Below are 22,579 nucleotides of genomic sequence, written 5' to 3' on the forward strand. Positions count from 1 at the left end.
CAAGCCAGGACCGGGATATATGCTGTCCCCGGATTCGTCCAGAAACGATTTGAGCGGTGGGAACCCGGTTGAACCAAGAGGTTCATAAGCACGAGAAAATTCGGTTCCGGCGGGAAGATATCACGTCTCTGACCAAATTTCCTTCGGCGGAAGGCCAGGACCATCTTCTGGGTAGGCGCTCCATACCGTCGCGCGTCCTACGTGGCTGTGTTGTCGGCGCGACCGCTGTCGGCGGTTTGCTGCTTCTGATCGTTTGTGGGATTCTTTTTGTCGCCATCACGGGGCTTGGCAGTGGCCAGCTGCGCCAGGAGGCGGAGGTTGCGATCCAACGGTTTGCCGGCGTCGACGTGACGGCAAGCATTGGTCCGGCGAATCTCTCGCTCGATCCTTCCCGATTTATCGCGCTCGAAGTGCGCGATGTGAAATTCGCAACGGCGACTGACAATAAAAGCATGCTTGACGCCGGGTTGGTACGCTTCGGGGTACGGTTCTGGCCGTTGATGTCGGGTCAGGTGCGGCTTGGCAGCGCGACTGTCAGCGATGCGCGGATCATTACCGGTGCCTTGCCATCGCGCGACGGACCGAACTGGAAGGCGGCACTGGCCAACGACCAGGGGTTGATCGACCCGGATCGCGTGGTCGAACTCCTGTTTGGCAGCCTCCATCGTGCGTTCGACACGATGGAACTCGGATCGACCCGCCATATCGAACTCGAAAACGTAGAGATACTGCTTCCGGAAGGCGGCCGGATGCGCAGCGTGCTGATTTCCAGCGCCGAACTCGACCAGGAGACGAATGGCGAGCTTTCAATCACGGTGGATGCCGCGATTGACGGACGCGCGGTTTCCGTCGAGGGCACTGCCTCGCGGGATACCGTATCGAGACGAATCTCCAATGTCGATTTGCGGATCACGGCGCCGGCTGTTTCCGACGGGAACGAGACGCAGCCGGCCGCGCAGACGCAAGCGACCGGGCACAGGGTCGGTCCGGTCGAAGCCTCGGTGACCGGCGCTGAAGGCCTCGGAGACGAGGTTTCACGATTGTCGGCAAAAATCAGGTTGGCCCAGGCGGTTCTCGATCTCGATCCGCGCGGCGAGATCGCAGGTGATCTCGACATCGCTGCGCTCCTTCAGAAGGGCTCAGCCAAGGTCGAGATCGAGAGGCTGCATTTCGCTACCGGTCGCTCACGCTTCAATTTTCATGGCGCCATCGGTCCGGCACCGAAAACGGAGGATGGACGCGGCGGCGGAACCTATCGCTACGAACTGGTAAGCGATGGCTCGACGCTTTCTCCCGGCGACTCGCCGGAACCCGCACTTGAGTTCGTGGCAAGAATTTCCGGCAATTACGATCCCCTCAAGATGCGCCTCAGTGCCGACCAGCTTGGCATTCGAACTGGACCGGGAGAACTGCTCGGCACAGCCTCCCTCGAATTCGCCGGCGGAAAGGCGCCCGGCATTTTCCTAGCAATGACAGTCCCCGATATGCCGGTCAGCCATGTCAAGCAATTATGGCCCTGGTTTGCGGCCGGCGGCGCCAGGAACTGGGTGCTGAACAACCTTTACGGGGGCCGCGTCGTCGACAGCAATTTCCAGTACCGCGTCGCCGTTGGCCGGATCGGCAACGGCATTCCCCTCAACCATGACGAGGTGTTCGGCAAATTCAACGTGCACGACACCCGCTTCGACGTAACGGGCCGTATTCCTCCAGTGCGCGATGCCGACGGCACCATCGATTTCCGCGGCAATGATCTCGACATCGCCCTGTCATCTGGCAGCGTTTTCACGGCAAGCGGCCGTACCGTCGCTGCGAGCAATGGCAGGCTGCTGATCCGCAATGCCAATCGCCCACCGGTTATCGGCGATCTCGACATGGATGTGGAGGGTGACGCGGCCGCCATTGCGGAGCTTGCGTCCTACGAGCCGATCAACGCCATGCGGCGCGTAGGCCTGTTGCCTGAAGAATTTACCGCCGGCAGGGTCAAGGGCCATGTGAAAGCCGACATCCCGCTTCAGAACGGCATCGACGCCAGCAAGCTCGGGTGGCTGGTGTCTCTGAACTATCAGGACCTCTCGGTGACGAAACCGTTCGACGGTCAGCTGGTCACCGAAGCCGATGGCACAATCGTCATCGACCCGGCCAAGGCGGTGATCGAAGCCAAGGCCAAGTTGAACGGCGCGCCGGCCGAGATCGCACTGATTGAACCGCTTACAGAAAGCGGGCCGGAGCGCGAACGCAACATCGCTATCGTGTTGGACGACAAGGCGCGTGATGCAATGATTCCCGGCCTTGGCACGATGTTGTCCGGGCCATCGAAGATTTCCTTCAATTCAGGCACCGGAGATACGCAGAACATCGTCGCCGATCTGACTGACGCCAGGTTGAGCATTCCCTGGGCCGGCTGGAGCAAGGGACCGGGTGTTGCAGCGAAGGTGGAGTTCACCATCGACAAGTCCGGCGATACGATCGACCTCTCGGATTTCAGATTATCCGGCAAGAGTTTTGCCATCGAAGGCGATGTGAAGCTCGCCAAGGGTGCGCTTTCAAGCGCCCGGTTCGACGACGTCAAATTGAACCGCGATGACGACGTCAGCCTTACCATCAAGCGATCCGGCAAGGGGTATGCGGTCGACATAAAGGGAAATGCGTTGGATGCCCGATCCATCGTCAAGCAGTTTACAGCCGATGTCGAAGAAGCAACCGGGTCGACCGGTGCAGTTCCGGTGTCGCTTGACGCCGACATAGGCACGCTCATCGGTTTTCATGGAGAGCGGCTTTCGAACGTCAAGCTCGACTACAGCGGCGTCGGCAGCAGGGTGCTCGGCCTCACCGTCTCCGGCACGACGAAGTCTGGCGCGGCAGTCAGCGTGAAGAATGCCACTGAAGGCAAACAGCGCTCCATGGCCATGCAGTCGGCGGATGCCGGCTCGATCCTGCGTTTCCTCGATATCTACGAGCATATGGAAGGCGGCGCCATCAAGCTGTCGTTGGCGGGAAGCACGAATGGAGCGTTGAAAGGGCAGGTGGACGCGACGAACTTCTGGGTTGTCAATGAACCGAAGCTGGCGTCGATCGTTTCGACCGCGCCGCAGGGCGACAACCGCAGTCTCAACGAGGCGGTCAAGCGGGATATCGACACGTCACGCGTCCAGTTCGAGCGCGGCTTTGCCGTAATCGAGAAAGGCGATGGCTACCTCAATCTCGAACGTGGGGTTCTGCGCGGGCCGCTCATCGGGACGACCTTCCAGGGCGCCCTCTACGACACCTCCGGCAAGATGGCGATGACCGGCACCTTCATGCCGGCCTACGGCCTCAACCGCCTGTTCGGCGAGCTGCCTTTCGTCGGGATGATCCTCGGCAACGGTCGTGACCGCGGCCTCATCGGTGTGACGTACAAGCTTTCCGGCAACGCCAAGTCGCCGGACCTGCAGATCAATCCGCTTTCGGTGATCGCCCCCGGTATCTTCCGCTCGATCTTCGAGTACCGCTAGGCCTGCGGCTCAGACCGGTCGGACGAGGATGTGCTTCTTCTTGCCGAGCGACAGTTTCACGACGCCCTCCGGCGTTACGTCAGTGAGTGTCACTAGCAGGCGTTCATCCGAGACCGGCGTGTCGTTGATACGCACCGCCCCGCCCTGCACATGCCGCCGCGCTTCACCATTTGATGCAGCAAGACCGGCACGAACGAGTAACGTCAGAAGCCCAATTCCCGCGTCGAACTCTTCCTTGCCGACCTCGATGGTGGGCAAGCTGTCGGCCAGCGCGCCTTCCTCGAAGGTTTTGCGCGCGGTTTCGGCAGCTGCCTCTGCCGCATCGCGGCCATGCAGCATCGCGGTGATCTCGGTAGCGAGCATCTTCTTGGCGTCGTTGATCTCGGCACCGCCAAGCGCGGCGAGCCGGCCAACTTCGTCCATGGGCAACGCCGTATAGAGCCTCAGGAAGCGCCCGACATCCGCGTCTTCCGTGTTGCGCCAGTATTGCCAGAAATCATACGGGCTCAGCATTTCTGGATCGAGCCAGATGGCGCCGGACGCGCTTTTGCCCATCTTCGCCCCCGATGATGTGGTGAGCAGCGGCGAGGTCAGCGCGTAAAGCTGCGGCGTTCCCATGCGGTGGCCAAGATCGATGCCATTGACGATGTTGCCCCATTGGTCGGAGCCGCCCATTTGCAGCCGCACGCCATGACGTTTGCTCAGTTCGACAAAGTCGTAAGCCTGCAGGATCATGTAGTTGAATTCGAGGAATGACAGTGACTGCTCGCGGTCGAGCCGCAATTTGACGGAATCGAAAGCCAGCATGCGATTGACCGAAAAATGCCGGCCGACATCGCGAAGGAAATTGACGTAGTTGATCTCCATCAGCCAATCGGCGTTGTTCACCATGATGGCGTCGGTCGCTCCATCGCCAAATTTGAGAAATGGCGCGAAATTCTTTCGGATGCCGACGAGATTGTCTTCGATGTCGGCGGGCGTCAGCAATTTGCGCGCCTCGTCCTTGAAGGACGGGTCCCCGATCATCGAGGTGCCGCCGCCCATCAGCGCGACCGGCTTGTGGCCGGTCTGCTGCATCCAGTGCAGCATCATGATCTGGATCAGCGAGCCCGCGTGCAGGCTCTTGGCGGTGGCGTCGAAGCCGATATAGGCCGTCACGATTTCCTTGGCAAAAAGAGCATCCAGACCGGATTCATCGGAAATCTGGTGGATGAAACCGCGCTCTGAAAGGGTGCGCAGGAAATCGGACTTGAAGGCAGACATTTTTCAGTTCCCGGTGGGCTGGTGACGACTGCATCACCGCCATGGCAAGTGTGAAGGCGCGCCTTTAGCATCCGCCAACATGGAATCACAAGAACGGCAGGCAAAATGACCACGATTTGCGCGATCGGACTGATGAGCGGCACGTCGATGGACGGCATCGACCTGGCGATGCTGCGCACGGATGGCGAGGATTTCATCGAGCGTGGCCCGTCCTTCTTCGTGCCTTATGACGCGGCCTTCCGGAGGCGGATCGAGGCCGGGCTCGAAACCGCCAAGGCGATCACCCGCCGCGATGAAAGGCCCGGCGATCTTGGCGCACTCGAACGAGATATCACCACCCGCCATGCCGAAGCCGTCGGGACTTTTCTTAGAGACGGTGCAGGAAGCTGGGGGAGTGCCGGCGTTGTCGGTTTTCATGGCCAGACGGTCCTGCATCGGCCGCAGCAGGCAGTAACCGTGCAACTGGGCGGTGGAGCGCTGCTTGCCGAGCTCACCGGCGTGCCCGTTGTCTATGACATGCGGGCCAACGACATGCTGCACGGCGGGCAGGGGGCGCCGCTGGTGCCTGCCTATCACGCTGCGCTCGCCCGCTCGTTGCCGCCAGCCTATGCAGGAAAGCTTCCGGTCGTTTTCGTCAACATCGGCGGCATCTCGAACATTACATATGTGCCGAACGCGGGCGGTCCCATCGCCTTCGACAGCGGCCCCGGCAACGCCTTGATCGACCAATGGGTGTCGCGGGAAGGTGGCGTGCCTTACGATGCAGACGGCGCCATCGCCAGCGAGGGCGGAACAGTTCAGGCCATCGTCGAGCGTTATCTCGCCGCGCCGTTCTTCGAGAAATCCGGCCCGAAGTCTCTGGACCGCAACGACTTCACCCTGGAAACCGCCGGTGCGATGGAATTGGCCGACGGCGCCCGCACGCTTGCCGCAGTTTCCGCCGCGGCGATCCTGAAGGCGGCCGAGCACATGCCCGAGCCGCCGAAGCTCTGGGTCGTCTGCGGCGGTGGCCGCAAGAACCCGCATATCGTCGGCGACCTTCGCGACGGGGCGGCAAAAGCCGGTGCGGAAGTCATCCTCGCCGAAGACGTCGGTTTCAACGGCGATTCCATGGAAGCTGAAGCCTGGGCTTATCTGGCGGTCCGCTCGATGAAGGGACTTCCGCTGACCTTCCCGACGACGACCGGTTGCCGCGAGGCGGTGACCGGCGGGGTGCTCGCTTTGCCTCGCGGTGCCTCTATCCTGTGAGCTTCATCAAAGTTTCACCGAAACTTCAACTGACCGACACCTGGCGGCCCTAATCGGGATTGTCCGATCCCTCAAAACCGGTTGCCTCGTCATGAGACGCTCCCTTCTTGCGGCTGCTGCCGTCATCGCACTGACCACCACTTCCAGCTTTGCCGAAGACAAGGAATTTGCGGCCACGCTTGTGGGCCATGCGATCCTGCCCGCGAACACGATCATCAGGGCGCCCGAAAACGCGCCCGAACATCTTCAGACATCCGGCAAGTTTTCGACCGCGGACCGCCTTCGCGCCGGAGGCCTGGGCACTGTGCCCGGCAAGGATGGTGTCAGGCCCACCGGCCTTTCGCTGCCTTTCGACGGCCAGCCCGTACAGGGGTTTTCCGGCATCAAGTCGGTCGGTGACGGCGCCTTCTGGTCGCTTTCCGACAATGGCTTCGGCAACAAGATGAACTCGACCGACGCGGCGTTGATGCTGCACCATATCAAGTTCGACTGGGATGCAGGCACGGTCGATCGCATGCAGACATTGTTCCTGACCGACCCAAACAAGAAAGCGCCGTTTCCAATAGTGCTCGAAGGCAGCGAAACCCGCTTCCTCACCGGCGGCGATTTCGACGTGGAAGCCATCCAGCCGGTTTCCGACGGCTTCTGGATTGGCGATGAATTCGGGCCCTATCTACTCAAGTTCGACCTGGAGGGCCGGTTGACCGATGTCGTCGACACCGTGGTCGATGGAAAGCCAGTGAAATCGCCGGATCATCCGACGCTTACCTTGCAGGCCAACCCATCGCTGCCGATGCCTTCCTTTAACGTCAAGCGTTCGGGCGGCTATGAGGGGCTTGCCCAGTCGAAGGACGGCACCAAGCTCTATGGCTTGCTTGAAGGTGCGTTGTTCAAGGAAGATGGCAGCATGGAGCGTTCTGCCGAACAGAAGGACGGCGAACGTTCGCTCCGCATCATCGAGTTCGATGTGGCCAAGAAGGAATGGTCCGGCCGCAGCTGGCTTTATCCGCTGTCGCCCGAAGGCGGCGACGCAATTGGCGATTTCAACATGATCGATGCAACCACCGCACTGGTCATCGAGCGTGATCAAGGTGCCGGCACTGTCGACAAGGCATGCGCCGATGCGAAGAACCCGACGCCGGATTGCTTCGCCACGCCTGCGAAGTTCAAGCGCATCTACAAGATCGAAATGAACGATGCCAATGCCGGCCACGCGGCTCGCAAGATCGGCTACATCGACCTGATGAAGATCGCCGACCCGGACAACAAGAAGCGCCAGGGCGGCGGGGAAGGGTTCTACGATATGCCGTTCAACACGATCGAAAACGTCGATGTGGTGGACGCGACCCATATCGTCGTCGGCGACGACAACAACCTGCCGTTCTCGGCAGGCCGGGCGCTCGACAAGGCGGACGACAACGAGTTCGTGATGCTGGAAGTCGGCGAGTTCCTCCAGGCCAAATAGCCGGAAGCTTCTTTCCGCCGCTTGAATTCGCACGCAACAAGAACGGGCTCCGATCATCGATCGGGGCCCGTTTTGTTGACTCTCATGCAATCCGGTTAGCCGTCGGTCACATTACCAAACTGTCGCACGAGATGCGCCATCTCGGCTGCGGGTGTGTCGCCACCTGCTTGGAGCCCGTTTGCGACGCCGACACGGTCCGCGATTGGACGGTTCTGGCTGACCTTCCATTTTCCGGAAATCTCGATGATCTCAATCTCCAGGCCGATGATGCCCTTGATCTGTGCCTCGATGAACGGTGCCGGCGCATCGGTCACTTGCCATGGCTCGGCCCGCGGCGCCTCATGCGTCGCGGTCAATTCAGTGATTTGCCCGGCAAGCCATTCCTTGTCGTCGACGATCCTGGCGCGGCCGCGCACCTGCACAACCGCATAGTTCCAGGTGGGCACAACTTTACCGGTTTCGCGCTTGGTCTGATACCACGACGGCGTGACGTAACTTTCGGCACCCTGGAAGACCACCAGCACGGGTATTTCCGTGTTTTCCGAGATCGTCCGCCACTGCGGATTAGCCTTGGCGAGATGCGCACGCAGCCGGCCATGCGGCCCTGCGTCGGCATCGAGCAGGAACGGCAGCGGGTTGGCGATCGGACCATCCGTCCCGTTCGAAACCAGCAACCCGAGCGGGTGGGCGCGGATCAGTGCGTGCAACACATCCAGCCGGGTCTCGACGAAATGCGGAGGCTGGTACATCGCTGACGGGTTCCTGTTACGATTTTATCTCAGTCGCTTCGGTCGTGGGTCCGACAACTCGCCGGCCAGCCTGCGGTCGAGATAATCCGAGCATTCCTCGATCAGCAGTTCCGAATCGTTGGCAAAGAAATGGTTGGCGCCAGGCAGGGTCTTCTGGGTGATCGTGATGCCCTTCTGCGTGTGCAGCTTATCGACCAATCCCTGCACATCCTTCGGTGGCGCCACCTTGTCGGCGTCGCCATGGATGATCAGGCCCGATGACGGGCAGGGGGCAAGGAACGAGAAGTCATAGGTGTTGGGCTGCGGCGCGATCGAAATGAAACCTTCGATCTCGGGGCGGCGCATCAGAAGCTGCATGCCGATCCAGGCGCCGAACGAGTAGCCGGCAACCCAGCAGCTCTTGGAATCCGGGTGCAGCGACTGGATCCAGTCGAGCGCGGCGGCAGCGTCCGACAGTTCTCCGGTTCCATGGTCGAATTCGCCCTGGCTGCGGCCGATCGAGCGAAAGTTGAAACGCAACGTCGTAAAATTGCGCTTCTGAAACATATAGAACAGGTCGTAGACGATCTTGTTGTTCATCGTCCCGCCGAACTGGGGGTGCGGATGAAGCACGATGGCGATCGGTGCGTTCTTTTCCTTGGAGGGCTGGTAACGGCCCTCAAGACGACCGGCTGGACCGGCAAAAATGACCTCTGGCATGAAATACTCCGGTTGCTATGAAGCTCGATATCGCCAGTGTCGGAAATCGTCTCCCCGGCCTTGACGCGCCGCAGTCGGCTCCATAGAAGCTACTTTAGAATTGTTCAAAACTGAGTGGTTTGACCACCCTTTTGATGAAGCGGGTAAATAGGACGGCTGACCTTGTAATTTCAAGGAAATAACGCCAGATCGCTCGCAAATGAGAACTGACAGGGCAAATCGCGAAGAAATGGCCGGGCGTCGCGCCTATCTTGACTACAATGCAAGCGCTCCATTGTTGCCGGTGGCGCGTACGGCGATGCTTGCCGCGCTCGATGCCGACGCCAATCCCTCTTCGGTGCATAGCGAAGGCCGTTCTGCCCGTCGACTGATCGAGGAAGCGCGCCGCAGCGTCGCCGCACTCGTCAACGCCAAGCCCGAGCATGTGGTCTTTACCTCGGGCGCCACCGAAGCGGCATCGATGCTGCTGACGCCGGATTGGCAGATGGGTCGTAGCGCGGTTCGCATGGGGCGGCTCTACGTTTCGGCAGCTGACCATCCCTGTGTCCTGGGCGGAGGACGTTTCCGGCCCGAGCAGGTCGAAGCGATCGGCGTTGACCGACATGGCGTGGTTGACCTCGCCGCGCTGCGTGACTCCCTGCAGCGTCATGAGGGCGGCGAAGGTTTGCCGCTGGTCGCGGTCCACTTCGCCAACAACGAGACCGGCGTCATTCAGCCGGTGCGCGAGATCGGCGCCTTAGTCAAGGCAGCGGGCGGTGTACTGGTGCTTGACGCAGTTCAGGCCGCAGGGCGCATTCCGCTCGATATTGCAGAAGGTTACGCCGACTTTCTGATCGTTTCCTCGCACAAGATCGGCGGGCCAAAGGGTGCCGGCGCCATCATTGGCGCGGCCGACCTCCTGATGCCGAAGCCGCTGGTCAACGGCGGCGGTCAGGAAAAGGGCCATCGTGCCGGTACCGAAAACCTTGCTGCCATTGCCGGTTTTGGTGCCGCCGCGCGCGAGGCATCAACAGCGCTGGCCGATATGGATGCGGTGCGCCGTATGCGTGACGGGATTGAAGAAATGATCCTTGCCCGCACGCCGGATGCGGAAATCTTCGGCGTTGGCGCCGAGCGTCTCCCGAACACGACCTTTTTCGGTATCCCTGGTCTGAAGGCCGAGACGATGCAGATTGCCTTCGATCTCGCGGGCATTGCCCTTTCGGCGGGATCTGCCTGCTCGTCGGGCAAGGTCGGGCCCAGCCATGTCTTGAAGGCGATGGGGCGTGGCGACAATGAAGGCGCGCTGCGGGTTTCGATCGGCCGTGCCACGACGAATGAAGATGTCGCGCTTTTTGCTGCGGCGCTTGCCTCGATCATGGAGCGGCGTGCCGGAAAGTCGCAGGCCGCCTGATTGGCCGGAGAGTTTGGGCCGAAAGGCTCGTGGAGCAGTGTGTTTTACCAGTCTGACCGGTGAATTCCGGAGCGAAGCACACTATATGGAACTTACGCCGCACCGCGGTGCCATAGTTCGAAAACTGCCGGGCCTTGAACCCGGCGTGGATGGAGAGCGCTGATGCCTGCTGTGCAGGAGACGATCGAACAGGTCCGCAAGATCGATGTGGACCAGTATAAATACGGTTTTGAGACGATCATCGAGATGGACAAGGCCCCCAAGGGTCTGTCCGAAGACACCATCCGTTTCATCTCGGCCAAGAAGAACGAGCCCGAATGGATGCTCGAATGGCGGCTGGGCGCCTTCCGCCGCTGGCTGACGCTCGAGGAGCCGACCTGGGCGCGCGTCGACTATCCGAAGATCGATTTCCAGGACATTCATTACTACGCAGCGCCGAAAAACCAGTCCGGCCCGCGATCCCTCGATGAGGTCGATCCGGAGCTGCTGAGGGTCTACGAAAAGCTCGGCATCCCGCTCAAGGAGCAGGAGATCCTCGCCGGTGTTCAAAAGCAGCCGGCCGACGAACTCGATGAAGCCAACGACAACGTCTACAAGTCCGGCCGCGTCGCGGTCGACGCGGTTTTCGACAGCGTCTCGGTCGTCACCACGTTCAAGAAGGAGCTGGCGCAGGCCGGCGTCATCTTCTGTTCGATCTCGGAAGCAATTCGCGAGCATCCGGAACTGGTGAAGAAGTATCTCGGCTCCGTGGTGCCGACGACCGACAATTTTTACGCGACGCTGAATTCCGCCGTGTTCACCGACGGATCGTTCGTGTTCGTGCCGAAGGGCGTGCGTTGCCCGATGGAATTGTCGACCTATTTCCGCATCAACGAGAAGAACACCGGCCAGTTCGAACGCACATTGATCATCGCTGAAGAGGGTGCCTACGTCTCTTACCTGGAAGGCTGTACGGCGCCGCAGCGCGACGAGAACCAGCTTCATGCGGCCGTTGTCGAACTGATCGCGCTCGATGATGCCGAGATCAAATATTCGACGGTGCAGAACTGGTATCCCGGCGACGCGCAGGGCAAGGGCGGCATCTACAATTTCGTGACCAAGCGTGGCGATTGCCGTGGCGACCGTTCGAAGATTTCATGGACGCAGGTCGAGACCGGTTCGGCGATCACCTGGAAATACCCGTCCTGCATCCTGCGCGGCGACGACAGCCAAGGCGAGTTCTATTCGATCGCCGTGTCGAACGGCTACCAGCAGGTCGACAGCGGCACCAAGATGATCCATCTCGGCAAGAACACGAAGAGCCGCATCATCTCCAAAGGCATCGCCGCCGGCTTCAGCCAAAATACCTATCGCGGCCAGGTCTCGGCGCACCGCAAGGCGACGAATGCCCGCAACTTCACCAATTGCGACTCGCTTTTGATCGGCAACAATTGCGGCGCTCACACCGTGCCCTACATCGAGGCGAAGAATTCTTCCGCACAGTTCGAGCACGAGGCGACGACGTCGAAGATTTCCGACGACCAGAAGTTTTACGTCATGCAGCGCGGTATCCCCGAGGAAGAGGCGATCGCGCTGATCGTCAACGGCTTCGTCAAGGAAGTCATCCAGGAACTGCCGATGGAATTCGCCGTCGAGGCGCAGAAGCTGATCGGTATCAGCCTCGAGGGGAGCGTGGGGTGAGCAATAAGGCAAAGGCAACGCTTGCAATTGCCTGGGTCCTTTACCTGCTCATTTGCCTGGTGCTGTTTGGATTCGGAGTAAGCATCGCAACTCCGATGATGGCTTTGGGCGTGATCCCGCCACTTCTCTTTTTCGGCCTGATGGCCGTGACCGGACGCTAAAAGGAATAAGACGAATGCTTGAGATCAAGAACCTGCATGCCCGTATCGCCGACGACGGCACCGAGATCATTCGCGGCTTGAACCTCACGGTGAAAGCCGGCGAAGTCGCGGCGATCATGGGGCCGAACGGCTCCGGCAAATCGACGCTGTCCTATGTGCTGGCCGGGCGCGAGGATTACGAAGTCACCGAAGGTGACATCCTCTACAACGGCGAGTCTATCCTGGAGATGGACCCGGCCGAGCGTGCCGCCGCGGGCATCTTCCTTGCCTTCCAGTATCCGATGGAGATACCGGGGGTTGCTACCATGGAATTCCTCAAGGTCGCGATGAACGCGCAGCGCAAGGCGCGCGGTGAGGAGCCGTTGAAAATCCCGGAACTGCTGAAGCGCGTGAAGGAAGCGGCGGGTACGCTCAACATGGACATGGCGATGCTGAAGCGGCCGCTCAACGTCGGTTTCTCCGGCGGTGAGAAGAAGCGTGCCGAGATCCTGCAGATGAAACTGCTCGAGCCGAAACTCTGCGTGCTCGACGAGACCGATTCCGGCCTCGACATCGACGCGCTGAAGATCGTCGCCGACGGTGTCAATGCGCTGCGTTCGCCGGATCGCGCCATCGTGGTCATCACCCACTACCAGCGGCTGCTCGAATACATTGTGCCCGACAGCGTGCACGTGCTCTACAGGGGCCAGGTCATCAAGTCGGGCGACAAGTCGCTCGCGCTCGATCTCGAGGCCAACGGATATGCCGGCGTCATCGGCGAGGCTGCGTAGGTGCGATGATGAACATGCACGCACAACCGCAGCGCACCAGTGCCGAAACGGCGCTGCTGGAGGCCTACGACAGCCGGCTTTCGGTGCTGCCCGGCGACGGCACGGTGACGATCAAGCGCGATGACGCGCTGGAAGTATTGAAGGCCGGGCTGCCGACCAAGCGCATCGAGGCATGGCACTATACAGACCTGCGCCGGCTGCTGACGGCAGTGCCGCAGTACGATGACGCTGCATCGGCCAGGAAGCTGGATGCGCTGCTCGAAGGTTCGACGGTGCTGCCAGTGCTCAACGGCGTGTCGTCCGACAAGATGCCGACCGTCGACGGCGTGACCTTCCAGCGGCTCGATGAAAAGCTGCGTGACGGCAGCTTCGCGCCGGCGCTTGAGGTAAAAGGTTCCGACGACGCGATCGGTGCCTTGAATGCTGCTTTCGTTGCCGACGGCTATTTCGTCGATATCGCAGCAGGTGCCGAGATAGAAGCGCCGATCGAACTGCAGAACATCCAGGCCGGCGGCCAGACTCACAGCCGGTTTCCGGTAAGGGTCGGCGACGGCGCCAAGGTCACCATCGTCGAACGCCAGGCCGGGGAGGGCGCGGGCTTGTCCACCTCGATCAGCCATCTTCTGCTAGGCAAGGGCGCCGAGGTGCTTTGGCTGATCGTCCAGGATCAGCCGGACAGCGCCACCTATCTCGGCCAGTTCAACGCTGAACTCGGCGCGGATTCGCGGCTGACACTGTTCTTCATGAATGCCGGCTGCAAGCTGGTGCGTCAGGAAGTGCGCGTCGCAACGACCGGCGAGGGCTCCGATTTCCAGATGCGCGGCATCAATCTCCTGTCGGGCGACACCCATACCGATGTCACCATGGTGCTCGACCACAAGGTACCCAATACCGGCTCGCGCGAATTGGTCCGCAACGTGGTGACCGGCAAGGCCCGGGGCGTTTTCCAGGGCCGCATCAATGTGCATCAGATCGCCCAGAAGACCGACGCCAAGATGGCCTGCAACACGCTGCTTTTGTCGGATGACGGCGAGTTCTCCACCAAGCCGGAACTGGAAATCTTCGCCGACGACGTGGCATGCGGCCATGGCGCTACGGTGAAGGAAATCGACCACAATCATCTGTTTTACCTGATGGCGCGCGGCATCGACGAAAAGACCGCACGCGGCCTTCTTGTGAAGGCCTTTTTGGCGGAAGTTATCGAGGAACTGGAAGTCGAACCTATCGTCGAGGCGCTGGAAGCGCGGCTCGAAGACTGGTTCGCTACACACGGATAGAAGCATGAACGCGCCCGCAAGCATCGTGCAGCCCTACGACGTCGAGGCGATCCGCCGTGACTTCCCGATTCTTGCGCGCGAGGTCTACGGCAAGCCGCTCGTCTACCTCGACAACGGGGCTTCGGCGCAAAAGCCGCAGGCCGTGCTCGACGCGATTGATTACGCCTATCGCAGCGAATACGCCAACGTTCACCGCGGCCTGCATTTCCTGTCGAACGCCGCGACCGATGCATACGAAAAGGCGCGCGAAACCGTGCGGCGGTTCCTCAATGCGGGCAGCGTCGACGAGATCGTCTTCACCTCCAACACCACCGCGGCGATCAACACCGTCGCCTACGGCTTCGGCATGCCGAATATCGGCGACGGCGACGAGATCGTGCTCTCCATCATGGAGCATCATTCCAACATCGTGCCGTGGCATTTCATCCGCGAGCGGCAAGGCGCCAAGCTCGTCTGGGTGCCGGTCGACGACCTCGGCGTTCTGCATGTCGAGGAATTCGAGAAACGGCTGACGCCGAAAACGAAACTCGTCGCCATCACACATATGTCCAACGCGCTGGGCACCGTCACGCCGATCAAGGAAATCGTCCGCATCGCCCACGAGCGCGGCATTGCTGTTCTCGTCGACGGCAGCCAGAGCGCGGTCCATATGCCCGTAGACGTGCAGGATCTCGACTGCGATTTCTTCGTCTTCACAGGCCACAAGGTCTATGGGCCAAGCGGAATCGGCGTCCTCTATGGCAAGAAAGAGATGCTGGAGCGCATGCGGCCCTTCCAGGGTGGCGGCGAAATGATCCTCGAGGTGACCGAGGACAGCGTTACCTACAACGACCCGCCGCACCGCTTCGAGGCCGGCACGCCGCCGATCGTCCAGGCGATCGGGCTGGGTGCCGCGCTTGACTACATGGACTCGGTTGGGCGCGAGCGCATCGCCGCCCACGAAGCCGATCTCAAAGCCTATGCCCACGAGCGACTGCGTTCCATCAACTCGCTGCGTATCTTTGGCGATGCGCCGGGTAAGGGCGCCATCATCTCCTTCGAGCTGCAGGGGATACATGCGCATGATGTGTCGATGGTGATAGACCGGCAGGGCGTGGCTGTTCGTGCCGGCACCCATTGTGCGCAGCCGCTGTTGAAACGGTTCGGCGTTACCTCCACATGCAGGGCATCCTTCGGCATGTACAACACGCGCGCCGAAGTCGATGTCCTGGTCGAGGCGCTGGAAAAGGCGCGGAAATTCTTCGGGTGACGATGATGGATGACGCAAGCACAACAGATACCGTGACCCAAGCGCCTGCCAACAGCGTGGTGTCTGCATCGACTATCCCGGTGGATGAATTGGCGCGCATCACCGACGATATCGTTTCGGCCCTGAAGACCGTTTACGACCCCGAAATTCCAGCCGACATCTATGAACTCGGGCTGATCTACAAGATCGACATCGAGGACGACCGTGCCGTCAAGATCGACATGACGTTGACGGCGCCCGGCTGTCCGGTCGCGGGCGAGATGCCGGGTTGGGTCCAGAACGCGGTCGGTGCGGTTGAAGGCGTTTCCGGCGTCGAGGTCAACATGACTTTCGACCCGCCCTGGACTCCCGACCGTATGTCGGAAGAGGCGCAGGTGGCGGTTGGGTGGTATTGAGGCGCCCCGAGGTTCGGGACGCCCCCAACAGACCCTGATAGGTCAGTCCATGATGTGTACGATTGCGCGGGTTTCGGGGTCGATCAACGCGGTGCGACCGTCGATGACGACATATTGATATTTGGTCTCCAGTGTGTTGTCGGCAAGTTCGCCCGGCTTGAGGATGTCCGGTATGATCGCGCCGACGACCAGTTCAAAGTTGGACGGACGCTCGACAACGACCGGGTTGGTTTTCACATATTCGCGGACAACTACTTCCTGTTCGGGTGTGACGACAACGGTTTGCGCCGTTGCGAGAGCGGTTCCGGCAAGTAGGGCAAAGGCGGTAATGGTGCTTCGTAAAGTCATCTCAACCTCCTGAGTTTGATGTGTCACCTTCTGTGCAATAACCGCTATCCGTCGGAACGGTTCCGCAGAAGTGAAGAATGTGGGACTGATCGCGAGCTTGCATGGGGTGGGAATCTTCACCATCTTAGGCTAAGAGAACGCATCCGGCAGGCCTTGAACCTGCATGGAATGGAGCAGGAATGACAATGGGACGCTTCGCCGTCATCACAATGACCGAAAAGGCAGCCGAACGGGTGCACGAGATTGTTGCAACCCGCGAGAATGCTCATGGTATCCGCCTGGGTATCAAGAAGGGCGGCTGTGCCGGCATGGAATACACCGTCGATCTGGTCACCGAGCCCAATTCGAAGGACGATCATATCGAGCGCGACGGTGCCCACGTCTACGTGGCACCGGAAGCGGCATTGTTCCTGTTCGGCACTGAGATGGATTTCGAGCGCACCACGTTGCGTACCGGCTTTACCTTCCGCAATCCCAACCAGAGTTCAGCCTGCGGCTGCGGTGAATCAGTGGAATTGAAGCCCGCCGACCTCAAGGCATTGGCCGAGGCGCGGGCAGAAGCTTAATCCATCCACAGCCCCCGCTTTTTATGCCAATCGGCGATCGATTCCTGCGGGTAGAGATCGAACTTGTCGTCGCCCTTGCGGATATTGGGCTCGACCCACGAAGCCTTGTATTTCAGCATTATGTGGACGCGCTCGGGTGCCGTCGGCAGTTCACTGTCGATCGCTGACGCGAAGGGATGGATAAGTTCCGGCCAGGTCGGATCATAGAGCCACATCGCCGAACCGCATTCCTTGCAGAAGTTGCGTTCGCCGGTCGAAACTTCGCAGGCTGTGCGCTCCTCGTCCTCGATCTCGGCACGATAGACGCCCAGATGGCGCTTGCCCTTGACCTTCAACGTTGCTGAATCGGCACCGAGGTTGATGGCGTAACCGCCTCCGCCCTGCTGTTTGCGGCAGATCGAGCAGTAGCACAGCATGAAGGGCACCGGTGTGTGGCTCTGCATTTCGAAATTGACCGCACCGCAGCGACATGACCCCTTGAGCAGCAATGGCATGGTGTTCTCCTTCGGCGCTGCGATATTATCCCGAAGGTGCCGCGAACCTTGTCAGTAGACCGCGGGCCGCGACGGCCTTATCGGTGACGCACCTGAACCTAGGGCAGGGTGGAAGCATGGACAATGAGGCGATAGGCGACCTGTTTGCCGGCCTTGGACCTGTCAGTATCCGGCGGATGTTCGGCGGCAAGGGTATTTACTTCGACAATGTCATTATCGCCATCGAGATCCGTGGCGAACTCATGCTGAAGGCTGATGCCGAAAATGCGCCGGAACTGGCGGCGGCAGGCTGCAGACAGTGGACGTATACCGGCTCGCGTCATGGCAAGCTGGTGGCAATGCCATACTGGACGGTGCCGGACAGCGCGATGGACGACCCCGACGAAATGGCCGTCTGGGCGCGCAAGTCCTACGAAGCCGGGCTGCGGGCAGGGAAGTAGATTTACTGCCCCTGCCGAGATGGATGAAGCACCGGTGCGAAGAATCTAGACCTTGGCGCTGACGCGCATGAATGCGGGCATGTCCTCGCCGAAGCCGACTGTGCCGTCGTCGTCCTGTTCGCGTTGCCGTCGGTTCTGCTCGGTGCGATCCGGGCGGCCGTTGCGATCCTCGCGGCGCGGACGTTCGTCCCGGCGCGGCTGCTCCGCGCGGTCGGGCCTGGCTTTGCGCTCGGCATTGTCTGAACGGATTGCGTCCTTGCGGTCGCGACGGTCGTTCGGCGCATCCGCAGCATCGACATTGGATTGGGCCGCTTCCGGTTCGCGCGCAGGCTTTTCGGCGTGGCGGTCGCGGCCGCCCCGCTTGCGTTCGCCTTCGTCCTTGCGTCCGGCACGGCGCGGTGCACCACGGCCACGCCGCGGGGCTTCGTCCTCGCCTTCGCTGGCGACAACCGTTGAAAGATCGCCGTCGTGCCATTCGATCAGCTGGCCGATGAGCTTTTCGATCGCGGCCAGATATTTCGCATCGGACTTGGTGACGATGGTGAAGGATTTGCCGGAGCGCCCCGCGCGGCCGGTGCGGCCGATGCGATGGACGTAGTCCTCGGCATGGATAGGCACGTCGTAGTTGAAGACGTGGCTGACATCGGGGATATCGAGACCGCGGGCGGCGACATCGGAAGCCACCAGCAATTTCAGCTTGCCGTCACGGAAACTGGCCAGCATCTGCATACGCGCGCGCTGGTCCATGTCGCCGTGGAGAGCGCCGGCATCGAAATCGTACTTGACCAGTGAGCGGAACAGTTCCGCCACTTCGACCTTGCGATTGCAGAAGATGATGGCGTTCTTCAGCCCTTCCTCTTCGGCCTTGATCAGGTCGCGCAGGGCGGCGCGTTTGTCCCATGGCTTCGGACCGGATTTTACCAGGCGCTGGACGATGTTGGTCGCCGTGCTCGCCGCCTTGGAGACCTCCACGCGCACCGGCGCGTGCAGGAACTTTTCGGTCAGCTTGGTGATTTCCGGCGGCATCGTTGCCGAGAAGAACAAGGTCTGCCGCGTCAATGACGGGATCATCTCGCAGATGCGCTCAATGTCAGGGATGAAGCCCATGTCGAGCATGCGGTCGGCTTCATCGATGACGAGGATCTCGACACCGTTCAGGAGAAGTTTGCCGCGCTCGCGATGGTCGAGCAATCGACCGGGCGTGGCGATCAGCACATCGGCGCCGCGCTCCAGCTTCCTGTCCTGCTCGTCGAAGGAGACGCCGCCGATCAGAAGCGCGATGTTGAGCTTGTGGTTCTTGCCGTATTTGATGAAATTCTCTTCGACCTGCGCTGCGAGTTCGCGCGTCGGCTCGAGGATCAGCGTGCGCGGCATGCGGGCGCGGGCACGGCCCTTTTCAAGGCGCGTAATCATCGGCAGCACGAATGCCGCCGTCTTGCCCGTGCCGGTCTGGGCGATGCCGAGCACGTCCTTGCCCTGCAAGGCGTGCGGAATGGCGCCGGCCTGGATCGGCGTCGGCACGGTGTAGCCGGCATCGGTGACTGCGGAGAGGACCTTGGGCGAAAGGCCGAGGTCTGCAAAGGTCAACGCTTCTTGAGCGGTCTGTTCGTCTGAGGACAAGTGTCTTGGCTGCTTTGGCTGGTTCGGGGGCGCGGCGCATTTTTGCCGTGGCAGACGCCTCGCGCCTGCGATATTGAGCACCGCGTTACGGGCAAGTCTTCGATTTGTCAACACAAACCGGTGTGAATGCACCGTCGAGGATTATCCTATACTTAATTGGCGCCGGTATTGGCTTCAAGCGGCTCAGTAGCGAAACTGCTCGGTCAGTGTGCGTTCGTTCCACGAGTGGCTGGCGTCGAACAAAAGCGTCGCTGTCTGGCGCTTCGACTGGGTGACGGTCACCGAGACCACCGACTTGAATTCGGTGTGGTCGGCAGCGACGTTGACCGGCCGCTTCTCGCATTCGAGGATATCGAAACGCACCGTCGCCTTTTCCGGAATGAGCGCGCCGCGCCAGCGTCGCGGCCGAAAGGGACTGACCGGCGTCAGTGCCAGCAGAGGCGCATCAAGCGGCAGGATCGGCCCGTGCGCAGACAGGTTGTAGGCCGTTGAGCCGGCCGGCGTGGCCACCATCACTCCATCGCAGGAGAGTTCCTCGAGCCTGACCTTGTCATCGATCGAGATGCGGATCTTCGCTGTCTGGTAGGACTGCCGCCACAATGCGACCTCGTTGATCGCCAATGCCTTGTTCGTATTCCCGTCGGCGGTGAGGGTTTCCATTTCCAGCGGCCGGATGGTCTCCGCCGAAGCGGCCGCGATACGTTCGGCCAGGCCGTCCTCGCGGTACTGGTTCATCAGAAAGCCGACCGTGCCCCGGTTCATCCCGTAGACTTTTTTGCCGCTGCCCATAGTCTCGCGCAAGGTCTGCAGCAGAAATCCATCGCCGCCGAGCGCCACAACGATATCGGCGTCGGCGACGGCGACTTGGCCGTAGCGTGCCGAAAGCTGCTCCGTCGCCTTCCTGGCGTCGTCGGCGTCGGAAGAAACGAACGCGAAGGTGCTTTTTGTCTTGTTCATTTTTCCGGCTGCATGAGATTGTCGGACAATGGATGCCGGGTTAGCACGCGGCACTCTGGCTGCAAAGGGATGCGAAGCGGCTTTGGAAGCCAAAGCCGCCGCAAGAAAATGCTCGGAGGAGAAGCCATGAAGATCGACGGTGCCTGCCATTGCGGGAAGATTACTTACGAGGCGGAGGTCGACCAGGCCCAGGTCTCGATCTGCCATTGCCACGACTGCCAGACGCTGACCGGTACGGCGTTCCGGGTCACCATTCCCGTCGCCGAGGCAAATTTCCGGCTGCTTTCGGGTGAGCCGAAAATCTACGTGAAGACCGCCGAGAGCGGCAACAAACGGGCTCAGGCCTTCTGCGGCGACTGCGGGACGCAATTCTATGCCACTTCAGTCGGCGACGGGCCGAAGATCTATGGGCTGCGCACCGGCACGGCGCGCCAGCGGGACCAATTGGTGCCCAGAACCGAGGTCTGGCACGCTTCGGCGCTGCCCTGGTTGCCGGAGATGCAATGCATTGAAACAACGATCGAACGGCAGAGCTGAAGCGCGTTAGCGGTAAGTGCTCCGTCACTTCAGTCAGTTCTCGATGGCCGGCAAGGATAATCGTGTCGCGTTGCCCAAACCATATTCCGCTTTACTGACACGCCAATTCTCGCTAACCGGAGCGCCGAAAGTGCCCTTGTAGCTCAGCTGGTAGAGCAGCGGTTTTGTAAACCGAAGGTCGCGGGTTCGATTCCTGCCGGGGGCACCACTTCCACGCCTAGGTCTCTTAGAAGCGATTGACGCTGTGAAGAGTATTCTCAGAGCGCTCTCCATTCCTCTATCCGGCCCGAATTTCGGTCGCCACGATCTGAAAATCTCGATATCGGAGATATCATGAGCCTCACCAATCAGGATATCGTCGATCTCATCTCGTTCCGACGCGAATTGCATCGCTTTCCAGAAATTTCCAACGAAGAGGAGGCGACGGCAAAGCGCGTGACCAATTTCCTCGGCGAAACCAGTCCGAGCATGGTGCTCACCGGTCTCGGCGGCCATGGAGTGGCGATGGTTTACGACGGCGCCGAGCCGGGACCGACCGTGCTCTTTCGCAGCGAACTCGATGCGCTGCCGATCGAGGAACTGCCGGATATCCCCCACCGCTCCTCCGTTCCCGGTAAGTCGCATATGTGCGGCCACGACGGCCACACTACCATTCTCGCCGCGCTCGCCCGCCAGTTCGGCCGTCGTCCGCCAATGCGCGGACGCGTCGTGCTGATGTTCCAGCCGGCGGAGGAAACGGGCGATGGAGCCGCCGGCGTGGTGGCCGATCCGCGTTACGAGCAAATCCGCCCGGATTACGCGTTCTCGCTGCACAACCTGCCTGGGACGCCGCTCGGCCATGTGCGGCTCAAGCCAGGCGTCGTCAACTGCGCCTCGCGTGGCATGCGGATCGTGCTCGACGGCAAGACGGCCCATTCGTCGATGCCCGAGACCGGCACCTCGCCGATGCTCGCCGTCAGCAGGCTGATGCCGGCACTGGCGAAGCTCGGCGGCGGCAGCTTCCAGGATGACGACTTCGCCATGGTGACCGTCACCCATGCATCGATGGGCGAGCCGGTTTTCGGCGTCGCGCCGGGGCAGGCCACGATCCTCGCCACGCTCCGTACCAGGCTCGACGAGCGCATGGCCGATCTCTGCGCGTCGGCCGAGACACTGGTGCGCGAAGCCGCCGAAAAGGACGGCTTGCGCCACACGATCGATTATCACGAGATCTTCGTCGCCAGTCTCAATGCACCGGAGGCAGTGGAGCACCTGCGTACGGCGCTCGAAGCGGAAGGAATCTCCCACGACGAGGAGGAATTGCCGATGCGCGCCTCGGAGGATTTCGGCCTCTTCGGCCACACCTCCAAATCGGCGATGTTCTTCCTCGGGGCGGGCGTCGACAGTCCTTCGCTGCACAATCCGGACTATGATTTCCCCGATCATCTGATCGCCGTTGGCTCGCGCATCTTCATGCGCACCGCCCGTAATCTTCTCGGGTAGACGGGCACCGCCAATAAAGGTCGTCAAAATCCTGCCAAAGCTTTGAGCTAAACGAACCGGATAGCCCGCTGTTGATGGGCTGTTGGGGTGGCCGATGATCCGCTTTGTCCTTATCGCTATCTTCATCCTTGTCGCCTGGCTTGTGCTGGGTGCCGTCTGGCGCCGCTTGAAGGCTGCCGACCTCGACTGGAATGGTGTCGCTTTCGCCGCCGGTTTCGTGGCGCTGGCGTTCTATTTCCGTCACGTCACCGGCATGGGCTGAGACCTCGGCGCTGATTTTGCGCCGGCCATCTCG

At 60.9% G+C, this 22,579-nt stretch carries 22 protein-coding genes and 1 tRNA gene; 16 read left to right on the top strand and 7 right to left on the bottom strand.

Annotation, left to right across the window (positions count from 1 at the left end):
* Positions 1–68 precede the first annotated feature (68 nt).
* Entirely contained in the window at positions 69–3,491 is a 3,423-nt protein-coding gene (locus OHD58_RS11260) for a DUF3971 domain-containing protein (protein ID WP_263803352.1), read from the top strand.
* 9 nt (positions 3,492–3,500) lie between these two features.
* On the opposite strand, the gene tyrS is transcribed toward OHD58_RS11260, so the two are convergent.
* Positions 3,501–4,754, bottom strand: a complete 1,254-nt coding sequence (tyrS, locus tag OHD58_RS11265) for a tyrosine--tRNA ligase (protein WP_263803353.1) — start codon at positions 4,752–4,754, stop codon at positions 3,501–3,503.
* Positions 4,755–4,859: 105 nt separating this feature from the next.
* On the opposite strand from tyrS, the gene OHD58_RS11270 reads away from it, so the two are divergent.
* Together OHD58_RS11270 and OHD58_RS11275 are read left to right on the top strand one after the other, a co-directional pair.
* Positions 4,860–6,002: an anhydro-N-acetylmuramic acid kinase gene (locus OHD58_RS11270; protein WP_263803354.1), complete on the top strand. Its 1,143-nt coding sequence runs from the start codon at positions 4,860–4,862 to the stop codon at positions 6,000–6,002.
* 91 nt (positions 6,003–6,093) lie between these two features.
* A complete protein-coding gene (locus OHD58_RS11275; protein ID WP_263803355.1) occupies positions 6,094–7,467 on the top strand; it encodes an esterase-like activity of phytase family protein in 1,374 nt (457 codons plus the stop codon).
* Positions 7,468–7,562: 95 nt separating this feature from the next.
* Here the strand turns inward: OHD58_RS11275 and OHD58_RS11280 are convergent, their stop codons facing one another.
* Complete coding sequence (locus OHD58_RS11280) at positions 7,563–8,216, bottom strand: FMN-binding negative transcriptional regulator (RefSeq protein WP_263803357.1); 654 nt, start codon at positions 8,214–8,216, stop codon at positions 7,563–7,565.
* A gap of 24 nt (positions 8,217–8,240) precedes the next feature.
* Positions 8,241–8,915, bottom strand: coding sequence for an alpha/beta hydrolase (locus tag OHD58_RS11285; protein ID WP_263803358.1), 675 nt, complete (start codon positions 8,913–8,915; stop codon positions 8,241–8,243).
* A 229-nt stretch (positions 8,916–9,144) separates the two neighbouring features.
* Here OHD58_RS11285 and OHD58_RS11290 point away from each other — a divergent pair, with 229 nt between their 5' ends.
* The 7 genes from OHD58_RS11290 to OHD58_RS11320 all read left to right on the top strand — a co-directional run bounded on the left by OHD58_RS11290 (position 9,145) and on the right by OHD58_RS11320 (position 15,840).
* Positions 9,145–10,308: a cysteine desulfurase family protein gene (locus OHD58_RS11290; RefSeq protein ID WP_263803601.1), complete on the top strand. Its 1,164-nt coding sequence runs from the start codon at positions 9,145–9,147 to the stop codon at positions 10,306–10,308.
* Between the two features lie 162 nt (positions 10,309–10,470).
* Complete coding sequence (gene sufB / locus OHD58_RS11295; protein WP_263803359.1) at positions 10,471–11,988, top strand: Fe-S cluster assembly protein SufB; 1,518 nt, start codon at positions 10,471–10,473, stop codon at positions 11,986–11,988.
* The gene (locus tag OHD58_RS11300; RefSeq protein ID WP_263803360.1) at positions 11,985–12,149 is read left to right on the top strand and encodes a hypothetical protein; all 165 of its coding nucleotides are present in this window, start codon (positions 11,985–11,987) and stop codon (positions 12,147–12,149) included. The genes sufB and OHD58_RS11300 overlap by 4 nt, the downstream gene beginning before the upstream one ends.
* Before the next feature lie 14 nt (positions 12,150–12,163).
* The gene (sufC, locus tag OHD58_RS11305; RefSeq protein WP_263803361.1) at positions 12,164–12,919 is read left to right on the top strand and encodes a Fe-S cluster assembly ATPase SufC; all 756 of its coding nucleotides are present in this window, start codon (positions 12,164–12,166) and stop codon (positions 12,917–12,919) included.
* A gap of 8 nt (positions 12,920–12,927) precedes the next feature.
* Positions 12,928–14,196, top strand: coding sequence for a Fe-S cluster assembly protein SufD (gene sufD, locus OHD58_RS11310; RefSeq protein ID WP_263803363.1), 1,269 nt, complete (start codon positions 12,928–12,930; stop codon positions 14,194–14,196).
* 4 nt (positions 14,197–14,200) lie between these two features.
* Positions 14,201–15,445: a cysteine desulfurase gene (locus OHD58_RS11315; protein ID WP_263803364.1), complete on the top strand. Its 1,245-nt coding sequence runs from the start codon at positions 14,201–14,203 to the stop codon at positions 15,443–15,445.
* Positions 15,446–15,450: 5 nt separating this feature from the next.
* On the top strand, positions 15,451–15,840 hold the full coding sequence (locus OHD58_RS11320; protein ID WP_263803366.1) for an SUF system Fe-S cluster assembly protein: 390 nt from the start codon (positions 15,451–15,453) through the stop codon (positions 15,838–15,840).
* Positions 15,841–15,882: 42 nt separating this feature from the next.
* Here the strand turns inward: OHD58_RS11320 and OHD58_RS11325 are convergent, their stop codons facing one another.
* Positions 15,883–16,188, bottom strand: coding sequence for a DUF1236 domain-containing protein (locus tag OHD58_RS11325; protein ID WP_263803367.1), 306 nt, complete (start codon positions 16,186–16,188; stop codon positions 15,883–15,885).
* A gap of 185 nt (positions 16,189–16,373) precedes the next feature.
* On the opposite strand from OHD58_RS11325, the gene sufA reads away from it, so the two are divergent.
* A complete protein-coding gene (gene sufA / locus OHD58_RS11330; protein WP_263803603.1) occupies positions 16,374–16,754 on the top strand; it encodes a Fe-S cluster assembly scaffold SufA in 381 nt (126 codons plus the stop codon).
* Here the strand turns inward: sufA and OHD58_RS11335 are convergent.
* A complete protein-coding gene (locus OHD58_RS11335; protein ID WP_263803368.1) occupies positions 16,751–17,248 on the bottom strand; it encodes a GFA family protein in 498 nt (165 codons plus the stop codon). The genes sufA and OHD58_RS11335 overlap by 4 nt on opposite strands.
* Positions 17,249–17,364: 116 nt before the next feature.
* Between OHD58_RS11335 and OHD58_RS11340 the strand changes: the two genes are divergently transcribed.
* The gene (locus OHD58_RS11340; protein ID WP_263803369.1) at positions 17,365–17,688 is read left to right on the top strand and encodes a TfoX/Sxy family protein; all 324 of its coding nucleotides are present in this window, start codon (positions 17,365–17,367) and stop codon (positions 17,686–17,688) included.
* Positions 17,689–17,733: 45 nt separating this feature from the next.
* Here the strand turns inward: OHD58_RS11340 and OHD58_RS11345 are convergent, their stop codons facing one another.
* Complete coding sequence (locus OHD58_RS11345; RefSeq protein ID WP_263803370.1) at positions 17,734–19,308, bottom strand: DEAD/DEAH box helicase; 1,575 nt, start codon at positions 19,306–19,308, stop codon at positions 17,734–17,736.
* Between the two features lie 183 nt (positions 19,309–19,491).
* The gene (locus OHD58_RS11350) at positions 19,492–20,265 is read right to left on the bottom strand and encodes an NAD kinase (protein WP_412177195.1); all 774 of its coding nucleotides are present in this window, start codon (positions 20,263–20,265) and stop codon (positions 19,492–19,494) included.
* 126 nt (positions 20,266–20,391) lie between these two features.
* Here OHD58_RS11350 and OHD58_RS11355 point away from each other — a divergent pair, with 126 nt between their 5' ends.
* The 4 genes from OHD58_RS11355 (at position 20,392) to OHD58_RS11370 (ending at position 22,546) form a co-directional block, all read left to right on the top strand.
* On the top strand, positions 20,392–20,802 hold the full coding sequence (locus tag OHD58_RS11355) for a GFA family protein (protein ID WP_263803372.1): 411 nt from the start codon (positions 20,392–20,394) through the stop codon (positions 20,800–20,802).
* 132 nt (positions 20,803–20,934) lie between these two features.
* Positions 20,935–21,010, top strand: a tRNA-Thr gene (locus OHD58_RS11360).
* Between the two features lie 125 nt (positions 21,011–21,135).
* Entirely contained in the window at positions 21,136–22,284 is a 1,149-nt protein-coding gene (locus OHD58_RS11365) for an amidohydrolase (protein WP_263803373.1), read from the top strand.
* 94 nt (positions 22,285–22,378) lie between these two features.
* Positions 22,379–22,546 carry a hypothetical protein gene (locus OHD58_RS11370; protein WP_263803374.1) on the top strand — a complete coding sequence of 56 codons (168 nt, stop codon included), beginning with the start codon at positions 22,379–22,381 and terminating at the stop codon, positions 22,544–22,546.
* The last annotated feature ends 33 nt before the right edge of the window (positions 22,547–22,579 follow it).

Source organism: Mesorhizobium sp. ZC-5 (genome assembly GCF_025753855.1).
GTDB lineage: Bacteria > Pseudomonadota > Alphaproteobacteria > Rhizobiales > Rhizobiaceae > Neomesorhizobium.

Bases quoted from the DNA above. Each gene is read 5' to 3' on its own strand.
- tyrS (WP_263803353.1), bottom strand. From the start codon at position 4,754: ATGTCTGCCTTCAAGTCCGATTTCCTGCGCACCCTTTCAGAGCGCGGT.
- OHD58_RS11270 (WP_263803354.1), top strand. From the start codon at position 4,860: ATGACCACGATTTGCGCGATCGGACTGATGAGCGGCACGTCGATGGAC.
- OHD58_RS11275 (WP_263803355.1), top strand. From the start codon at position 6,094: ATGAGACGCTCCCTTCTTGCGGCTGCTGCCGTCATCGCACTGACCACC.
- OHD58_RS11280 (WP_263803357.1), bottom strand. From the start codon at position 8,216: ATGTACCAGCCTCCGCATTTCGTCGAGACCCGGCTGGATGTGTTGCAC.
- OHD58_RS11285 (WP_263803358.1), bottom strand. From the start codon at position 8,915: ATGCCAGAGGTCATTTTTGCCGGTCCAGCCGGTCGTCTTGAGGGCCGT.
- OHD58_RS11290 (WP_263803601.1), top strand. From the start codon at position 9,145: ATGGCCGGGCGTCGCGCCTATCTTGACTACAATGCAAGCGCTCCATTG.
- sufB (WP_263803359.1), top strand. From the start codon at position 10,471: ATGCCTGCTGTGCAGGAGACGATCGAACAGGTCCGCAAGATCGATGTG.
- sufC (WP_263803361.1), top strand. From the start codon at position 12,164: ATGCTTGAGATCAAGAACCTGCATGCCCGTATCGCCGACGACGGCACC.
- sufD (WP_263803363.1), top strand. From the start codon at position 12,928: ATGAACATGCACGCACAACCGCAGCGCACCAGTGCCGAAACGGCGCTG.
- OHD58_RS11315 (WP_263803364.1), top strand. From the start codon at position 14,201: ATGAACGCGCCCGCAAGCATCGTGCAGCCCTACGACGTCGAGGCGATC.
- OHD58_RS11320 (WP_263803366.1), top strand. From the start codon at position 15,451: ATGGATGACGCAAGCACAACAGATACCGTGACCCAAGCGCCTGCCAAC.
- OHD58_RS11325 (WP_263803367.1), bottom strand. From the start codon at position 16,188: ATGACTTTACGAAGCACCATTACCGCCTTTGCCCTACTTGCCGGAACC.
- sufA (WP_263803603.1), top strand. From the start codon at position 16,374: ATGGGACGCTTCGCCGTCATCACAATGACCGAAAAGGCAGCCGAACGG.
- OHD58_RS11335 (WP_263803368.1), bottom strand. From the start codon at position 17,248: ATGCCATTGCTGCTCAAGGGGTCATGTCGCTGCGGTGCGGTCAATTTC.
- OHD58_RS11340 (WP_263803369.1), top strand. From the start codon at position 17,365: ATGGACAATGAGGCGATAGGCGACCTGTTTGCCGGCCTTGGACCTGTC.
- OHD58_RS11350 (WP_412177195.1), bottom strand. From the start codon at position 20,265: ATGAACAAGACAAAAAGCACCTTCGCGTTCGTTTCTTCCGACGCCGAC.
- OHD58_RS11355 (WP_263803372.1), top strand. From the start codon at position 20,392: ATGAAGATCGACGGTGCCTGCCATTGCGGGAAGATTACTTACGAGGCG.
- OHD58_RS11365 (WP_263803373.1), top strand. From the start codon at position 21,136: ATGAGCCTCACCAATCAGGATATCGTCGATCTCATCTCGTTCCGACGC.
- OHD58_RS11370 (WP_263803374.1), top strand. From the start codon at position 22,379: ATGATCCGCTTTGTCCTTATCGCTATCTTCATCCTTGTCGCCTGGCTT.